Origin of the sequence: Pseudomonas sp. P129, from assembly GCF_020312195.1 — a bacterium.
In the GTDB taxonomy this organism is placed as follows: Bacteria; Pseudomonadota; Gammaproteobacteria; order Pseudomonadales; family Pseudomonadaceae; genus Aquipseudomonas; species Aquipseudomonas fragariae.
Genome location: NZ_JAGPYS010000005.1, coordinates 282471 through 299687, shown reverse-complemented (window position 1 = coordinate 299687; position 17217 = coordinate 282471). Strand labels below are relative to the sequence as shown.

Sequence of the window (17217 nt, the reverse complement as noted above, 5' to 3'; positions counted from 1 at the left end):
TTGACCTTAGTTTAAAAAACTGAAATTGCTCCATCCGCACGGTATTCTGTACCACCGGTAAAAACGCCTTCGCATGACCTATGTATTATTTGACCTCGTCCAAAAAGAGCTTGGCTTTCGCTAATACGGCACGAATGCCCTAGCTTAGTTAGTTGAGCAATAATTTCAGGGTCTGTACTTTTTTCGAAATTTAAGCGGCCGAGCTCGTCAATTTCCCAGCGCGGAGCGTCAAGGGCTGACTGCGGGTTCAAGCCATAATCAATTAGATTCACTGCTAACTGTACGATGCCTTGAGGCTGCATTTTTGCGCCTATTATGCCGAGCGGCCCTATTACCCTATCACCTTCGGAGATAAAGCTAGGCATTAATGTATTATATGGGCGCTTACCAGGTGCAAGCGAATTGCTATGTTCAGGTTGTAAGCTAAATGCACTAGCGCGGCTATTCATGGCTATACCTGTGCCTGGTACTACAATACCAGACCCAAACCCCCAATAGTTGCTTTGCATAAGGGAAACCATATTGCCATCACTGTCCGCTGTAGCCACATATACCGTCCCACCACCAGGTATATGTGCCGAGAAGTCTCCCGCGAAAGAAGTTGAAATTTTTTCTCTATCACCGCTAATACTTTCTTCCGATAAAATCTGATTGTAGTTCGCATCATTCACTCTTGGGTCGCATATGCTTATCTCACCTACTTTAAGAGCGATCTTGAGCGCCTCGATTTGTAAGTGTATCGATTCTGCTCGGCTGTTAGTATTGACTGCATATCCATTAAGTATTTTTAGTGCATGCAAAGCTACCAATCCTTGACTGTTCGGAGGCGGGGTCCATACTCGATATTGCCGATATTCAGCTGATACCGACTCTTGCCATTCTGGCTGATAACTTCGTAGGTCCTCTGCATTGAGCAATCCACCATAACCATCATAGAACCGTGATATGATCTGTGACAGTTTGCCATTGTAGAAATCTTCAGAATAAGACTCAGCAATTATCTTCAGGGTATTCGCAAGATCCCGGACTTTGAATATGCTCCCAGGCTCTGGAGTATTTCCCTTGGGAGCGAAAGTATCGAACCATGGAAAGTACTCTTCTCCTGAAAGCAGATTTTTATATTTTTGATGTATTCCAGCCCACGCTTTAGCGCTGGTATATGTAACAGGATATCCGTTCGCTGCGTAATCTATACTAGACCTGAATAGGTCAAAGTAACTGCTTTTACCGAACCGACGGTGAAGCTCAGCCCATCCTTTTGGTAAACCGGGAACACAACTAGCTAAAACACCATATTGTGGGACATGATCGCAATTTCTTTTTTTAAAATACGATATGTCCATCAGACTAGGCGCTGGACCACTTGCATTCAGAGTGTAGAGCTTACCTTCAACACAGACCTGTGCGATCAGGTCTCCGCCTAAACCACATCGTGTAGGGGCGACTACGGTTAATGTAGATGCTGCAGCGATCGCAGCATCAACTGCATTACCACCTTGTTGCAGAATTGCCAAGCCAGCTTGGGCTGCGAGTGGATTAGATGTTGCAACCATGCCTTTAGTTCCGTGTACAACCGTTCGCCTAGACGAATAAGGATATTCACCCAATGTACTGCTTAGCATAATTTAGACTCCTGTAGATTTGACTTTAACTGTTTGTAAAATAGGATACCTGATAATATCGCCATTAATGCTAATACAGCAAATGTGTCTCTAAGGGGCGCTGAATAGCCCGAGCTCAATAGATGGCCGTGTAGAAATAGAGCCCAGCTTATCCCTAGCGTTATTGATAGTTGAAGGAATGTATTAAAAAGTGTACCGGCATCTCCCTTCTCTTCATTGGGTATATCACTATAGCCATGAGTATTCATTATCGTAAACATTATTGACGAGACAAATCCATAGGCAAACAACACTAATTCTACTGTCGGCAAGTTGAATTCTTGTAGTGCGCATCCCAAGCATATCAAGCAAACGCCCAGCGTGGTGCATCCAGTAAATACCGCATTACGGGTTCCCAATCTTAAGATTATCTTCTTAACATATTTTTTAGCTGCATATGCGGAAATAGCTGCAGGCAGAAGTGTTAATCCTGCAACTGCGGCTGAAAAGTTACCAACAGTCTGTACAGACAGGGTAGTCAAAACCAAAGTGCCACTGATGGCAATCCGGAGAAGGCTGCCGGAGATAATTATCGCTTTCAAATTGCTGAAGCGAAACAGGGTGAAATTAAATAGAGCTGAGATTCCTTTATATTGGCAATGGAAAAAAATTGAAACCATTACACAAGCAAATACCCCTGAGAATATGTTCACACTGGTAATGCCAACCGATTTTATGGAATAGGCACTGTAAAATATAGCGCCAATTCCCATTGCATATATTGAATAAATAAATCTAAATTTCCAATTGGCTTTCTTTGCATTTGCGACCTCTACGTCGACGCCTTTTACTATGAAAATCAAGCTAGTTAAGATAATAGATGACCCTGCCACTACAACAAAGCAGCTCCTCCAGTTGAAATAGTAACTCAGGGCGCCACCTAAGATAGGCCCTATTACCAACCCAAGTATGCCTGGCCCTGCCAAGCTGGAAATCAGTGTCAGGTATTCGTCTTTTGTCGTCACCTTTGCTAATATTATCCGACCCTGCGGGACTAATAATGCACCGCCTATGCCTTGTATAATTCTACAACTGATAATTAAGAAATCTGTCGTCGAGATAGCCGAGCCAAGACTACCTACCGTCATTAAAATTGCGGCAAATAGGAAGGCATTTTTGTCCCCTAATATTTCAACTATTAATCTAGATGCGGGAAGGATAATGAGTACTGCCAAGCCGTAGCAAACAAGCAGAAGACTTAACATAGTAGAGCTAATATCGATATCTTTTTGAATCGATAGAGATATCGTGGGTAGCATGGAGATGTTTATCATCTCTAGCATGTATATGCCAGACAGCACTTTAGCGAATCTATAATTAGTGAAGGATAAGCTATGCATACTTTCCTTGCCACTCATAATGTCAACCACCGCGGCACTCCTGAGATTGCATTGGGTTTACAGCTTGGCAGTAAGATCAGATGAAGCTGGGAGGCCGCAAAAACTTAGTGCGACACCGCACTCTCCGCTAAGGTGTAACGATGTTTTACACAGAACTCAGCATCTAATAAGAACGTGCAGCCATTCAAGTCGGGCAATACAAGCAACTTCGTCAGCGCGAAATAGCATTTATGCCTGGACGCCACAGACCTCCACCATCAATCGTAAGCTTCGCCGAAATCTTCTCGTAGCAGGCTATTAGGCCCATCAAGCTCAAGCTTTTATCTGTTGGCGACGGGCGCTTGTCCACCGACAAAGAGGCTAGTCATAGGCAATGAGCGCTTTGACCTGGTTATCCACCTGCTTCGAGAGCACTTTTCTCCGAAGCAAAGCGCAGGCAAGCTGCGCCTTATGATGATATGAAAATGAATTTTGAAGAAGCCTAATTCTGCCCGAAAACTATCTACAACGTAATCTAAGTGCTGCCTGTCGGGGAATTGCGTAACGAACTGATCCAGTGCCTTCGCCAAGAAAAAAATACTCGCAGGCCAAGTTCTAGTTGCATTGATGGGCGTGGACATATCCCGGAGATGGTCAGTATGTAAGTCCAGCCTCCGCAGATCGGAGACCGATTGATGCACCGCAATTGGGAAGGTGATTAGGGCAATGGCTCTGCTGTGGTCACCCTGGTTTAGAGCACCAGTGGCCATCTGATACTCAAAATTAACGATGCCACAGCAACGCCCGCCGTGGAGGACTTCAGTGAAGTCCTGCATAACATGCCATTGGCAGTGCGTAAAAGCATGACGTATGACCAAGGCCGGAACATGGGAAAGCACGCCGAAATCAAGCAGAACACCGGCTTGGCGATTTACTTTTGTAACCTGGGTAGCCCTTGGGAGCGTGGCAGTAATGAAGACATCAATGGTCAGACTAGCCAGTATTTGCCCAAAGTGATGGACTTGTCGGTGGATAGCTAGGAACCGCTGGACGCCATTTCGTATAAAATTAACATTCGCCCTCGCAAGCGCCTCGGATTTAAGTGTCCGATTAAAGTGATTACAGAAGTAATATGCATACATCATGCGGCTCCTGCTTCAGTTCACCTGCTTCAGTTCAATAGCCGTGTTGCGCTCAGCTTTTGCGACCACCTTTTTTCCATCTTTCAATTGTTATAATCGTTTTCAATTTTCGCTTCAACATTTTTTTACATTTTTTGTGGCACGTTCCTGGCGCTTAGGGAAACGCTGAAAAGCACTTCCACATTTGGCAAAATTCCTTACCGCCTGGCGAGCCGCCTGATGAAGCGGATCAGGTGGTGCAGTGAGATGGCTTAATCAAGCTAATCGAGCCTCACTCCCCCAAGAGGTGAAGGTCGTCGCCCGCCTTATCCATTGATGGCGATGCTGCGGGGTCATCTGATGCGGAACTGGTTCGGCTACAGCGACCCGCGATGGATGAGGCCTTATACGAGACAGCCATTCTTCGCCAATTTGCCGGCCTGAACCTGGGGCGTATTCGTGACGAAACGACCATCCTCAATTTCCGCCGTCTGCTTGACAAGCATGAGCTGGCTGCCGGGACTCTGCTGGTTATCAATGGCTATCTGGGCGACCGTGGGCTTCTACACCTAGGCAAAGTGGTCGATTCGACGATCATTCACGCACCGAGTTCAACCAAGAACGACGTAGGCAAGCCTGATCTCGAAATGCAATAGACGAAGAAATGGAACATGTATATCTTCTGTATGAAAGCGCACATCGGCGTCGATGCCGAATCAGGGCGGGTGCACAGCATGGTGGGAACAGCTGCGAATGTTCCGGACGTGACTCGAGTTGATCCGTTGCTGCTTGGCGATGAAACTTACGTGTGTGGCGATGCCGGCTACATCGGCGTGGAGACGCCTCTCGAACGTCAGGATCGTCAGATGATCTGGTCGATTGCAGCTCGGCAGAGCAATTACAAAAAAGCTTGGAAAGAAGAGCCTGATCGGTCGGGTACGACGCAAGATTGAACACGCGAAAGCCCAAGTACGCGCGAAGGTAGAACGCCCCTTTGGGTGGTCGAGCGCCAGTTCGGTTACACGAACGTGCGATTTCCTAGCCTGGCGAAGAACATCACACAAAACAAGCCAGGCTTTTGCCCTATCGAACCTTCGGATCGCTCGAAAGCGGTGACTGACGATGGAAGAGGTGCGCCTGTAATGCTCGAAAACGCCTTTAAAAAAGGGCATCGTTTGAAGGTAAATCGATGAATCAACGGCTAAAACGCTTCGATTAGCGGATCGAGTGAGCGGTTTTTAGCCTCAAGCCAAGAGGGCGTCAGATATCGACGCATATTTCGGACCGTCCTTAGGTATCTGCCTAAGCAATCGCCCCCCCCCGATACGGTTCATGCACATGGAGCCGGACAGATTGGATCATCATTGCCTGACCTCCGTCGGTTTTCCGCTATGTAGCGCAGTTACTCGTTTGGTACGGAAGCTATCAGCCGAATAATCAGAAGTGGTTACAAACCGATTTTTTAATCCTCTTTTAAAAAGAAACTCGGCCGCTAATGCACTTTTGCACCTCCCCTCCAACCCAGATAATCTCTCCGACTTGCTCCACCGCAATTCGTCCGCGGCGTCCCAAAGCCGTACCTTGGCTGGCGGTATACCTTTTTGGCATTAGGCCCGCTGGTATTAGCCATTGAGCAAGGCTGGCATTAAGGCTGCCTGTAACAGGATCTTCGACAGACCTACTGCTAATAAAGGCTCGGACTTCGATATCTCCCTCTGCATATGGCCCGATCCAAGGTGCAACCGCTCCTACGTTCAAACCATTGAGTACCGCATAGTCTGGATGTATTGCCAATAGTTCTTCGCGTGATCGCAGCAATACGGCAACCCAACCAGGGCCGTTGTCAGCCCATTGGCTCGCAATGATACGGTCGGGTGTTAGACCCAACCCATTGATAATACAATGCAAAATATCATCTTCAACCGCGCCTCCACGTATTAGTGGTGGTGCGGCGAAAACTAGGCGCGGGCCATCGCATCGGATGTGAACTAAACCCGCAGCACACTCCTGAACGACGTCCTTACGTTGCGAAAAACTATTTTCCCCAAGCCACACGTAACAGCTGCCTAAGGTGGGGTGCCCAGCGAAGGGAATCTCACGCATTGGCGTAAAGATACGTACACGATAATCTGCGTCAGGATTGGTAGGACGCATAAGAAATGTAGTTTCGCTAAGGTTTGTCCAACGTGCAAACGCGGCCATTTGTTCGGTAGTCAGCTCATCTGCGTCGCTTACCACCGCGAGGGCATTGCCTTCAAGTGGCTTGCTAGCGAACACATCGATTTGATGAAAATTTAGTGTATTAGGCATCAATATCTCGTAGGCCTGACTGCAGTGGGAAAATTAACCCTGAGTAGATCAGGACCGGATCTACACATTTAATCAATGAGGTGTGAGACGCAGCGTGATGCTATACAGTTATAAGGTAGCAAGTCGGCAATTTCAATCGCCCGCTGCGTAGGCTGGCGAGTCAGCATATCTTTCAAATACGCATACCGATCATGCCCATTGAGCTTGGCCGACTGGATCAGGCTCGTCAGCGCCGCCGCACGTTTGCCGCTGCTCAACGACCCTGCGAATAAGAGGCCATGGCCAGATCTGCTGCTCTGCGTGGTTGTTCTCGATAAGCACGGCCCCGTTATCCAGATAACGTGATAACGCCGTCCAGCGTTTGAGGCTGTACCCAACGCTTTGGCAATGGCGACGCCATCGTGCACAAGCCGGCTTTTTAATGCCTACAGCTTTCTTCTTGCGGCTGGACAGTGGATATCATCCGCTTGAGAAGCCTCCAGCCAAATCAACCGCTGGCAGCACTTTTCTGGTCGTCCCAGTCGAAAACCCACTTTAGGATAATCCCAAGTCAGGTTTATTCAGGTAACCGGACTATTAGAGGGTTTGCCAAGTGAAAACCATCCATAACGCTCGCTACCAGGCGTTGCTTGATCTTTTGCTGAAAGCGCGCAACGCAGCCGGTATGACGCAAAAAGAATTAGCCGTCGGGCTAGGGCGGCCGCAGTCGTTTGTCTCAAAGACAGAGAATGCCGAGCGCAGGCTCGATGTCATTGAGTTCATGGATGTCTGTCGGGGGATCGGGACCGATCCATATGCGCTGCTCAGCAAGCTGGACTCGATGGCTCGCCCATGATCAACAATCGCGAAGCTTTGCTGGATGAGCGCTTGCGTAAAGAATGACTCATAGCGATTCAACGCAGTCCGTTCTGGTCAGTTACAGGACTGTCACGGACAGACTTCTACGTCCCGCCCTCTCCACAGCTTCCAGACCTCTTCCCACCCGTCTTCGTGACTCGGTCCCGAGAGGATAATCAGCTGGCTGCACGCACCGTTGCCCAGTTGCCTGGTGTAACCCTTTGCCAGTTCAGTCGGGATCATTTCGTCACGCGCTCCCGACAAGTGGCGCTGGGGTATCAAGGCCAGGCGCTGAATGTAATCGAGTGGGTCCAACGATCCAGTGAGAGGCGAAAGTCCTTTTAGCTGGGTCCACTGATTCGGGGCGAGATTGCCTGCGATGGTCTGGATCCGGGTGATGTCGTTTCGTTGTCCAGCCAGCAGCAACGCGAGGGTTGCGCCACCTGAATAACCAATCAGCTCGAACTCGTTATTACCGTAACGTTGTTTCATATGGTCCAGCGCGCTGCTGAGGCTGGTGACCACTTCCTGGGAGAAGCGGCGACTGGTCCAGAGTGCAGAGTTGCAGGCCGGGCCCATGATGAATTGACAAGGTCGCGCAAGATAGGCGCTGGGAGAGGGGTCGTTGATTGCCAACCGCGCCACGAGCAGCTTACGTGGGCTCGGATCGAGACTGGGTTGAGTGGCGGTGGCCCAGGCATGACCGTCGCCTTCCAGATAGACTCGCAGACGGTTCGTCCTGAAAGTCTCTGGCGGTAATAGCGCCGCCAGTGGAAGGGGCTGAGCCGACAGAATCTGCATCCGTCGGCCATGCTGTTCCGCCAATTGCTGTAGATCAGCGCGCGGCGACTGACAACCGGAAATGGCACCGCTCAACAGCAGCGCCATCACAACGGCAAGGATACCGCCCAAGCGTTTTCGACCGAGGCGGTAACTCCACATCAAAAGTCGTAACGCACTTTTGCGGAGAACACATCGGCATCGAAGTCCGATTTCCCGATGTAGTCGTAGTTGACGCCCAGTGTAACTGCACCCAGTTTGTAGTCGGCACCGACACCCGCTTCGTAACTGTCACGCACAGCCTTGGCACCGCTGGTTACAAACGGTGTACTGCCGAGCAAAAAGGTGGACGTGCTCTGCGCTTCGTCGGCGGCAAAGTCATGGTAGGCCATCAGCTTGGCCTGTGGCTCCAGCGTTCCGGCGCCCAAGAGGAAGCTGCCAGCCACGCGCATGCCTGCGCCCAGCTCAACGGTTTCATAACGCTGATCTTCGACCTTCAGCGCAGCCGACGAACCCTTCTCGCGATAGCCGTCGATATTCACCTGGCTGTAACGCGCCGCCACGCGCGGCTCGACCAGGACTTGCGGGCTGACGTGATAGGTGTAACCCCCCACCAGATTCAGCCCCAGCAGGTCACTGTCATAATCAGCCTTGGCACGTGTACCGGCGATGCTGCGTTTGCCCTGATTGTCATTGAAGCCGTAAGTCAGGCTTGTATCGACAAAGTAATTGCCCTGCTCGAAGCCGCCATACAACGTGAATGCATGGCTGTCGACTTCGGTTTTGTTGCCACTTTTGCCATTCACGTCGGTATTGATGAAGCTGTAGGCCAGGCCCAGCGTCAGGTCGTCATTGAGTTTGCCGTCAGCGCCCACAGCGACTCCGCTGCTGTAAGCGTTATAGCCAGCAATCCCGTCACGCTGGCCTTGAGTGGCGTCGCTGTAAAGCGACTGGACCCAGACACCTGCATCTTTGAAGCCCTCACCAGAGGAAGCACCGCGTATCGAGCTGGTGCGGCTGCCAGTTACATTGCTGATCAGGCCTTGGCTGGTAGTAGCGGCGCTTCTGGCCCCGCCGTTGATCTCCGGCGACAGCTGAGAGGCCAGCTTGGCGAGCTGCCCCCCGTCAGCATTCAACAAAAGCTGTTTGAACGCATCGCTGTCGTTCAGCTTGCTGATGATGCTATCGCCAGTCAGGTTGACCAGTGTGGTCTGTTCATTAACTGAACCGCCGTTGTCGGCAACTACCTGAGCGACCTCTTCCCTGCCCTTGGCGGTGACCACAGCCACCACGTTTTTGCCGTCAACGGTATAGCTGTCGATTTTAAGCAGCGCCGAGGTACTGACCACATCGAGTTTGCCGGCAGGATCGACCGCGTTTCCATCCTTGGTCAGCAGTTCGATCTTGCCTGCTTCGATAAGCTTGTAAGCAGTGCTGTTGGCGCTGAAGTCGTCACCCTTGGCCGCGAGCTTTACTTGCGCTCCCGGTTCGAACTGAGTGATGCCGGTAACTTTCAGCACCGCGGTTTTAGTATCAGTGGCCTTGCTCAGATTCAGGCCGAGCGCCGAGTTGCCGTCGACATACAGATCGCCATTAATGCTGCTGTGTGCGGACTCGAACGTCATGGTAGTAGGACTGTCGGAGCTGCCGCCAACGTAAACCGATCCGCCGCTCTTGAGGCGAATGTTGTAGCCATCCGTACGGCTGTCAGTACCTGTGAAGGAAGTATCCCCTTCCAGTTCGATATTGCTCAGGTCGATCAGGTTACCGACAACGACGCTGCCTTTTCTCAGGATCAGCTCGACCGGACGATTGCTTTTAGAGGCGTCGATGGCCCTGTCAGCGGAAATGATCGAACCGTCGTTGTAGATATTGAAGTCGCCCCGTTCTATGTACCAGGGTTGAGCGCCGATCATAGCGAACCTGGTAGTGCCCATCACGATAGCAGCGCCCTCGCCGCGGATCGTCCCCGTATTGATCAGATCCGCACTATTGCCTATCAAGGTGACCCCGTCGATTCGAAGACCTTGAGACCCCGTGCCGCTAGCGGAGAGGCTGCCATGGTTTTCGAAAGCTTTCAGACTCGTGGCGACATCCAGGGCCGTCGCGCCTTGGCCAGTAACGTCAACCAGGCCGCGGTTAATGACGCTGCCGTTAATCTTGCCCCCCTCAAGGCTGATACCTTTGGCTGCTTCCCCACTGGCAAAGTTGCCGGAACCGCTGATGTTCGCGTTGAGGATCAGACCCTTTTCAATAGTCGAACCACTTAGCTGGATCGCATCTTTAACTGCACTGCCCGAATAGGCACCGTTGATTTCGAGATTGCCGGTATGGGTCTGACGCTCGCTCTTGTAGCCAGCGTTGGTCAATTCGACTGTTTCAGCACAAGCCGGAACAGCAGTTGCAGCCATAGCCATTGCGAGAAGGGTCTTGCGAAACATCACAGCGTTCACGATTCATTCCTTATGTTGGGGGCGCTTCCATGCGTAGCGAGTACATGCCGCAAAAAAAGTGGCGATTGGCCACACAGAAGAGCGCGGCGAGGATAAAGTAACCGACTTGAAATAACATCAAATATTATCGATACAGTCGCACTTCGTTAACATCGTGGAAGCACTCGGGGTTGAGATGACTAGACCCGATAAGACTCCGCATGCGCGACCTTCCTCAGCGTGCGCCAATACGAACGGATGCGCTTGGCAAGGGTTGGCGAAGTGCTGAACAGTACGATGGTCGCAAAGGACACCCACCAGCCGGGGCGCAGGCATGTCAGCAGGTATTGATTGAGCCAGATGCGCGCGATCCTCAGCCTGTAGCCCTTCGGGTCGAGCCTCTGCAATTGCTCTATCGCAGAGGCCCTGTAGAGCGTCGTCAATACGCGGCGGCTGATCAGAAAGCGTTCCGGGAAGTCGACGCCAGCCTCGCAGTGGTTGAGGACTCTGAAGTTGCGTCTCAAGACGTTGTCCCATAATTTCAGGTTGCTCAGCCCTACTTCGCAGGGTCGTGCGAGCCGGGCGTCGATGCCCTTCCTGTGCATGACACCCAGCATCAGTGCCTGCTCGCTCACCAGGCGCGCGGATGTGTAGCCAATGAAGTTGCCAAACGGGTTCCGAGACGGCCTGTCGTTGAACAGCGCTTCCCTTTCGAACAGGGGTTGCTCCCACATGGCGAGCATCGCGTCGCGCGTGCCGAATTGAACGAGATCCGATATGTGGAACAACATCGGCAACCGTTCAGGGTCGCGAATATAAAGCGTCGTGGTGGTGATGGGCGTGTCGAACAGTTGTGTCTCGCCCGGCTCGGTATCATCAGACTGGCCTATGACGGCCAGTGCAGCGCTGGTCAGGTTGTGATCGGCGCGCATTTTCATGACATAGGGTCTTGAAGCGCTCTGAATACCGCATAACGTCGATCGCAGCATGCGATTGATGTTGATCTGATTTCCGGCGTCATCGACGAAGGCACCCGGATCATCCGACATGACGATCTGGTCCGCCTTCACACCGGACGTATCTTCATGACGCCAGGTCGAAACGATGATTTCGGCCTGTGGCAGGTGCGTCCGGATCGACGCGATGCAGGCGAAGATGTTTCGTTTGGAACTCAGGTTGCGATACAGGGGGCCCTGAATAACCACGCTGATTTTTCTGGAATCGACGGCCACAAGATGAGGCATGTGTTTAACCTTGTAATGAGAAGCGCCTGCTACCGACGGCTAGCGGCAGATCGGTCAATGGGATCTTGCAACACGCCGAAAGACGCGCAGAGCAACACGCCGTATTCGACGCAGAATGCCTGCCAGCAATGGAAGACTTATCAGTACTCGCTCAAGACGAGTGACCATCAATAACCTTCTAATCTGAACGGAACGGGCTGAGGCGGTTGTGCTTGCCGGCAAATTGTTGAACGACGCATTGAGGGTTCGCGAATAAATGCCCAGATGCATGGAGGGCACCATGATCACGAGGTTTCGCTTTCGCAGCCTGGCGCTCAGATAGTTGTAACGAGCAATTTTCTGGATGAAGTCCATGCAGGTAGCCGAGTCATGCTGGCCAAAATCAATCAGCACCCAGTCGCTTTCGACTTTATCCATGTGCTGGGCAATTCTGTTCGCCACAATGCCGCTCAGACCATTGTCGTGAAGAAAATCCTCTAGGCTGAACAGGGCGTGTTCCGTCGGTAGATCGCTGACGGGCAGTTCGCTCAGGTTGTAGCGGTCATCAATCACAAGCACGGGAACGGTCTTTCTGTGCTCGTGCTGAATGTGCGCCAGCTGACAGATCAACTGATGACTGGAGGGGCTGGGGCTCAGATGAGAAACGACGAATACCTTCACTTCGCCCCCTGGATGTAGGACTTGAAAGGTGTGGAGTTGTAGACCGCCCTCACGGCAGCCCACAGGCTTTCAAAATAGAAGATTTTCCCGTTATTTCTGTACACACGAATCGCAGAAATCAGAATGCCGGGGAGCGAAAGAAGATTGTGGTGAAAGTAGTCATCCTGCTGGCGGACGAACCAGGTCTGCGTACTGCGTTGACGCAACATATTGCGCACCTCACAGCTTTGCGTGATCAGTGTCTGTTTGGCCAGCACAGGGTCTGTGAGGAAGCGATTGACCAGAAACTCCTGACGGGTTTCTGTCAATTGGTCGAACAGCATGAGCCTCTCGAAGTCGGCGAGAAATTCTCTGACTGCGTCGATATCATTTCTGAAGCTGGACTGCTGGGCCACGCGATCGATCAGTTCGACCCAGGCTCGAACAGAGATGCGATCAAGACCGGTAGGAATGACAACCGCCGATGGATTGGCCAGGTATTTGTCCCCGAACTGTTGCAGTCTGGCCAATGCGGCCTCGGCAGACAGATTGAAAAGAGGTTTCTTTTGAAGCAGGGACACATAGCAAGGCCCGGACACCTCAAGGCGCCCGTTAGCCGATTCGACTGAGCCCTTGCCACCCAGCAGCGCCCGGGAGGTCACCGACTGAGTGATACCAAAGGGATTGATACGGTTTGGAATACCTGCCCGGGATGCGCGTAGTGCATGCTCGATGTCTTCGTATTCCACCCAGTGCAGGGACTCGTCCAGCGGGCAGGCATTCCAGACATCCTTGCGACAAATGTAGAGGCTGCCTGTCGGGTAGCTGGCGTCGCTGTTGTAGCGCATCGGGCTGGCGAAACAGAACCCGGTCCGGTCGACGTCCGGGAATATTGACGGCGCAATGGACTGAGCATTACCGCTGGTGCGGTGCAGCCCCAGCAGACCCTGAGCGACCTCGTCCATGGCCATGCCGTAATCCGAGTAGCGACGCGGGTGCATGCTGATTCGGTTATCGAAGAACATGCTTTGCAAGGTCATCAATGGATAGCGCGGACCAAAGCGGCGGACAACTTCCCCGAAATGTTTTGGCAAAAAAACGCGATCATGCAGGATCACCAGATTGCTGTGTCTGGCCTCCAGCGCGAGACGGTTTTTCTTCTTGCAGATCTGCACAGGCGGGGCAGTGATGTCCTCACCCACGATGCGGACTTTGTCGAAATAGGCGAAGTTACTTCCCGGCGTGCCGCACAGCAGTATCTCCTTGTGCGGGATGTCAATTTCCAGAATGCGCTTCACGACGGCATTGAGAACGGTGGCGTCGCCTGGACCGACAGGGATGCCGAAGGTCCAGCTGTCGAGATCGTCGTTAGATTCCGCAGTCAGCCTGGATACTTTCTTGTAAGTGACCGAGTTGGCCGAACGCGCAATGACCTTGAGCGATCCCGCGAAGTAATCACGATCCAGATAACACTCGATAGGCGTGTCTTCGATGACCGTTATTTTTTCGCCAACATTCAGAAAGTGCGCACCGTCCCACAGCAGCAGGGGTGCCAGCGGTGAATCACTCTGGACACCATAAAAACAGTAGCTACCCGACCCATACAGACACAACGGACGCTGTGCGGCATGCAGTTTCCTGATCACCCGCTCAGGCTTGCGAAACGGATGCGCGCGGAACGAGATGAAGCTGGAACACTCATGGGGCAGCAGTAGCCCTACCGGGAGGCTGCGCAGACTGCCAGCCGCTATGTAACCGAGGCTTGGGTGATGCTGCAGATGGGTCGTTTTCATGGTCAGACGACGTACTTGTCAGCAAGCGCACCCGGCACCTTCACGACAACGGTGGTCGCATCGGTGAGCGCTTCGAACGCCGTGATGTCGCCCGGTTCCAGAACGATGATGTCGCCGGCATGCCAGACCTGATCGCGCATGTTGACCGACCCGGCAATGAGCAAGGTTATTTCGGTGGCGACCTTGTGGTAATGAGCCGCTTCCTTTTCACCTGCCTTGTAGGTCTTGACCCCGACCTCACAGGACTCGGTACTGAAAACTGCAGGTTCGAATCCGCCCACGAACCAGCCTTTGACCATGTCTTCCAGTCTGGCCGTTTTCATCGCATTTCTCCTGCTTCGAAAGCGTGGAGCTGACTGTCGGTTTTCAGTGGCCGGTACTGATTGGGTTCGATCCGGTAGGCGCCGATCCTCTTCTGCAACAGCACCAGCTCATTGAGGGCGGGAGCTATGTAGAAATTGTCGTTGACCCTGGCGTCCTTGCGAATCATCTCCTTGGCCGCCGATACGAACAGCGAGCCGGACTTGAACCAGTACACACCTGCAATGGCGTTTGAGCTGATCGGATTTTTTTCGGCAGCTTCTATAACCCGGCAGTCGCTATCCAGGCGCGCGAATGAATAACGAGGGTGCAGAGAATTGAAGATGACCACTCCGGCATCCTCATGGCTTTGCCGAAACGTGCGCACTACATCCTGCAGCTCGATATCCAGGAAGTCGCTGACACTGAGAATCAGCAATTCGTCATCGTTGTCGATTTCTTCGCTCGCCAGAAGCGCCGTGCACGCCGCGCCCCGGGTGACGTTGTGAACCGCTAGAACACTGGCCGACGGGTGCATCTGCGGGAGCATGCTGCGAAGGTGCAGCCGGGCGATATCGTGGTTCGAGAATGTGCAGATCATCCTGCGCGGCTGAAGTACCGCACAGTTGTCTATCAGTGTATGAATCAGTGGCTTGCCGTTGTATTCGCACAGGTAGTGCGGGTACTCGCCCTCATCGTGCAGCGCCTCTGACTGCCTGCCGGTCAGAAGGATGATATTCAACGCGCTCACAGGACAGCCGCCTTGTCGAAGTTGATCTGTTCGACTTTGCCAAGAATGTTATTGAGGTTTACGTCGCAGGTTTCAGCCACGACCAGAACATGTGCGCCTGAGTCTCTGGCGGCCTTGATGCCATTCTCGTTGTCCTCGACGATGAGGCATTCTTCAGGCCGAAGACCCAGTTGGCTGATGGCCTTGGTATAAATGTCCGGCGCTGGCTTGGCATGCCTGACGTCTTCATTGGAGAGGCGCAGATCGAGGTATTGGTCGAGATCTGCCCTGTTCATCATGACCTCCACGGTGTTGCGGATGGAGTTGGACGCCACTGCCAGCTTGTAACCCAGCGTTTTCAGTGACGACAACGCGTACTGATGCACAAAGGTCGGTTTGCACTGGGCGTAAACGATCTCCATGGTGTACTGCTGCTTCATCTCGTTGATGAAGGCGTGCAAGGCAACCGGCAGGTCGCGTTCGACACTCAGCATGTCGAGTTTGCGCGAGGTGGGCAGACCGTCGTAGGCGGTGAGGTGTTCGTGGCGACTGATGTTGTAACCGAACAGGCTGAGCGCTTTGTTCAGTGCGTCGTAATGCCATTCTTTGGCGTCGATAAGGACACCGTCCATATCGAAAATCACTGCCTTGATCATGATTGCCTCACGTGAAGAAAGTGGCTGCGTCTGCGGGAAGATCAGTGCACAGCGTCAAACGGTCCTGCGACCTGAACTCGAGCAATTGCTGCCACAGGGCGTCATGACCACGCCCGTGCAATTCGGGTGACACCACACAAATTCGCTTGCCCAGGGAAAGAAGATCGCCAATGACCTGGTTGGAGAACCACTCACCCTCAAAACCGTCAAGCCAGACGCCGGCTGCCTGTTCGAGCCAGGCTGGCGACGGCTCAACATCGCTGAGACGGGTGTAAGTGGTGAGGTTGGCGTTGAGGTAACTGCGCATGTCCGGCACCGCCATATCGAAGGTGAACCAGTTGGTATGGCCGTAACGGGCGAAGGTTGCAGCGAGAGCCTGTGCCAGGCCATCCGCCTTGACGTTGATGGCCAGAGGCAGGTTGCGGCCCGCCATGATGTCGAGCAGGCCATCCAGCGTCAGCTCGCCGCCCGCGGGCATGTCGTGGGAAATGACCAGTTGGCCCGCCACATCACGGACATCGGTTTCGGTGCCGAAGCCAAGGTCGAATGATCGATGAAAAGCTTCGGGCAGATTGCGCTCCGGCTTTTGCAGCCAATAGCCGCGATGGCTGATGATCTGCATCTCAGGCCTCTTTTCCCGAGGCTGCCTGCCTGCTCAGCGGCAACGACAGGAACTGGTTGAGGTCTGCCGGGATGCCCAGGCCATACATGCCATGACCTTCTGCACCAATGCTGTAATGAATGACCCTGGCGCCCTGCCCGATGAGCTCGTTGTAAACCGGTGCGACATAGAACTCGCCATTGACGCGAAGATCTTTCGCGACCATCGCCTCGATGGCCGATATCAGTTGACCTGCGCGGCGAAAGTTATAGATGCCGACAGTGGCCTCGTCAGAGATAACCTCTTTTTCCACCACACGGTCGATCAGGCCTGCTGCACCGAAGCCCACGAAAGACCATTTCGGATCGTTGGCTTTCATGGTCATGATCAAACCCTCTGCATCGCTCTCGTTCATTGCCTGCAGATAGGCGTTTATATCCACATCGACGTACTGGTCGCTGTTGGCGATCATCACTTGCTGGCTGTCGTCGAGCAGGTGCCTCGCGGCGTACACCGAGCACGCAGCGCCCCCGGTCAGCCCGCCGAGTTCGACAATCTCGCAGCCGGGCGCCCAGGCCTTCAGTTTTTGCCTCAGCCCATAGCATGCGACCTGTTCCGCCTGACAGATAAAGATGAATCTGTGCGGGCACTCCGGCGTCAGGTTGTCGATCACGACCTTGATCATCGGTACACCATGTACAGGGATCAACGGTTTGGGATCGGTGTAGCCCGCAACCGCAAAGCGACTCCCGGCCCCGGCCATCGGAACGATAATTTGCAACATGGAAATCCCT

Annotated in this window: 14 protein-coding genes and 3 pseudogenes; 3 read left to right on the top strand and 14 right to left on the bottom strand. The window is 52.8% G+C overall.

Annotated features, from left to right (window positions below):
- Window positions 1-11 precede the first annotated feature (11 nt).
- Both KBY02_RS15080 and KBY02_RS15075 read right to left on the bottom strand, forming a co-directional pair.
- Window positions 12-1553 (bottom strand): gamma-glutamyltransferase family protein, encoded by a 1542-nt coding sequence (locus KBY02_RS15080; RefSeq protein WP_225650596.1) that lies wholly within the window; start codon window positions 1551-1553, stop codon window positions 12-14.
- 62 nt (window positions 1554-1615) lie between these two features.
- Window positions 1616-3031, bottom strand: a complete 1416-nt coding sequence (locus KBY02_RS15075) for an MFS transporter (protein WP_225650595.1) — start codon at window positions 3029-3031, stop codon at window positions 1616-1618.
- 152 nt (window positions 3032-3183) lie between these two features.
- On the opposite strand from KBY02_RS15075, the pseudogene KBY02_RS15070 reads away from it, so the two are divergent.
- Window positions 3184-4143, top strand: a pseudogene (locus KBY02_RS15070) (IS30 family transposase); the annotation flags it as partial.
- Window positions 4144-4370: 227 nt separating this feature from the next.
- Window positions 4371-5217, top strand: a pseudogene (locus KBY02_RS15065) (IS5 family transposase); the annotation flags it as partial.
- A 357-nt stretch (window positions 5218-5574) separates the two neighbouring features.
- Here KBY02_RS15065 and KBY02_RS15060 read toward each other — a convergent pair.
- Together KBY02_RS15060 and KBY02_RS15055 are read right to left on the bottom strand one after the other, a co-directional pair.
- The gene (locus tag KBY02_RS15060; protein WP_225650594.1) at window positions 5575-6411 is read right to left on the bottom strand and encodes a PhzF family phenazine biosynthesis protein; all 837 of its coding nucleotides are present in this window, start codon (window positions 6409-6411) and stop codon (window positions 5575-5577) included.
- Between the two features lie 68 nt (window positions 6412-6479).
- Window positions 6480-6821 (bottom strand): annotated as a pseudogene (locus tag KBY02_RS15055) (transposase domain-containing protein); the annotation flags it as partial.
- A 182-nt stretch (window positions 6822-7003) separates the two neighbouring features.
- On the opposite strand from KBY02_RS15055, the gene KBY02_RS15050 reads away from it, so the two are divergent.
- On the top strand, window positions 7004-7246 hold the full coding sequence (locus KBY02_RS15050) for a helix-turn-helix domain-containing protein (protein WP_225650593.1): 243 nt from the start codon (window positions 7004-7006) through the stop codon (window positions 7244-7246).
- Between the two features lie 92 nt (window positions 7247-7338).
- On the opposite strand, the gene KBY02_RS15045 is transcribed toward KBY02_RS15050, so the two are convergent.
- From KBY02_RS15045 to KBY02_RS15000, 10 genes are all read right to left on the bottom strand, one after another.
- On the bottom strand, window positions 7339-8190 hold the full coding sequence (locus tag KBY02_RS15045; protein ID WP_225650592.1) for an alpha/beta hydrolase: 852 nt from the start codon (window positions 8188-8190) through the stop codon (window positions 7339-7341).
- The gene (locus tag KBY02_RS15040) at window positions 8190-10469 is read right to left on the bottom strand and encodes an autotransporter outer membrane beta-barrel domain-containing protein (protein WP_116893404.1); all 2280 of its coding nucleotides are present in this window, start codon (window positions 10467-10469) and stop codon (window positions 8190-8192) included. Before KBY02_RS15040 ends, KBY02_RS15045 begins: the two co-directional genes overlap by 1 nt.
- Window positions 10470-10660: 191 nt before the next feature.
- A complete protein-coding gene (locus KBY02_RS15035; protein ID WP_225650591.1) occupies window positions 10661-11704 on the bottom strand; it encodes a WavE lipopolysaccharide synthesis family protein in 1044 nt (347 codons plus the stop codon).
- Between the two features lie 54 nt (window positions 11705-11758).
- A complete protein-coding gene (locus KBY02_RS15030; protein WP_032657102.1) occupies window positions 11759-12364 on the bottom strand; it encodes a hypothetical protein in 606 nt (201 codons plus the stop codon).
- On the bottom strand, window positions 12361-14136 hold the full coding sequence (locus KBY02_RS15025; RefSeq protein WP_011266516.1) for a hypothetical protein: 1776 nt from the start codon (window positions 14134-14136) through the stop codon (window positions 12361-12363). Before KBY02_RS15025 ends, KBY02_RS15030 begins: the two co-directional genes overlap by 4 nt.
- A gap of 2 nt (window positions 14137-14138) precedes the next feature.
- A complete protein-coding gene (locus tag KBY02_RS15020) occupies window positions 14139-14459 on the bottom strand; it encodes a hypothetical protein (RefSeq protein ID WP_024638275.1) in 321 nt (106 codons plus the stop codon).
- On the bottom strand, window positions 14456-15187 hold the full coding sequence (locus KBY02_RS15015; RefSeq protein ID WP_024638276.1) for a glycosyltransferase family 2 protein: 732 nt from the start codon (window positions 15185-15187) through the stop codon (window positions 14456-14458). Before KBY02_RS15015 ends, KBY02_RS15020 begins: the two co-directional genes overlap by 4 nt.
- Window positions 15184-15822 (bottom strand): HAD family hydrolase, encoded by a 639-nt coding sequence (locus KBY02_RS15010; RefSeq protein WP_024638277.1) that lies wholly within the window; start codon window positions 15820-15822, stop codon window positions 15184-15186. Before KBY02_RS15010 ends, KBY02_RS15015 begins: the two co-directional genes overlap by 4 nt.
- A 7-nt stretch (window positions 15823-15829) precedes the next feature.
- Entirely contained in the window at window positions 15830-16444 is a 615-nt protein-coding gene (locus KBY02_RS15005) for a hypothetical protein (RefSeq protein WP_004407884.1), read from the bottom strand.
- A gap of 1 nt (window position 16445) precedes the next feature.
- Window positions 16446-17207 (bottom strand): glycosyltransferase family 2 protein, encoded by a 762-nt coding sequence (locus tag KBY02_RS15000; RefSeq protein ID WP_225650590.1) that lies wholly within the window; start codon window positions 17205-17207, stop codon window positions 16446-16448.
- Between the last annotated feature and the right edge of the window lie 10 nt (window positions 17208-17217).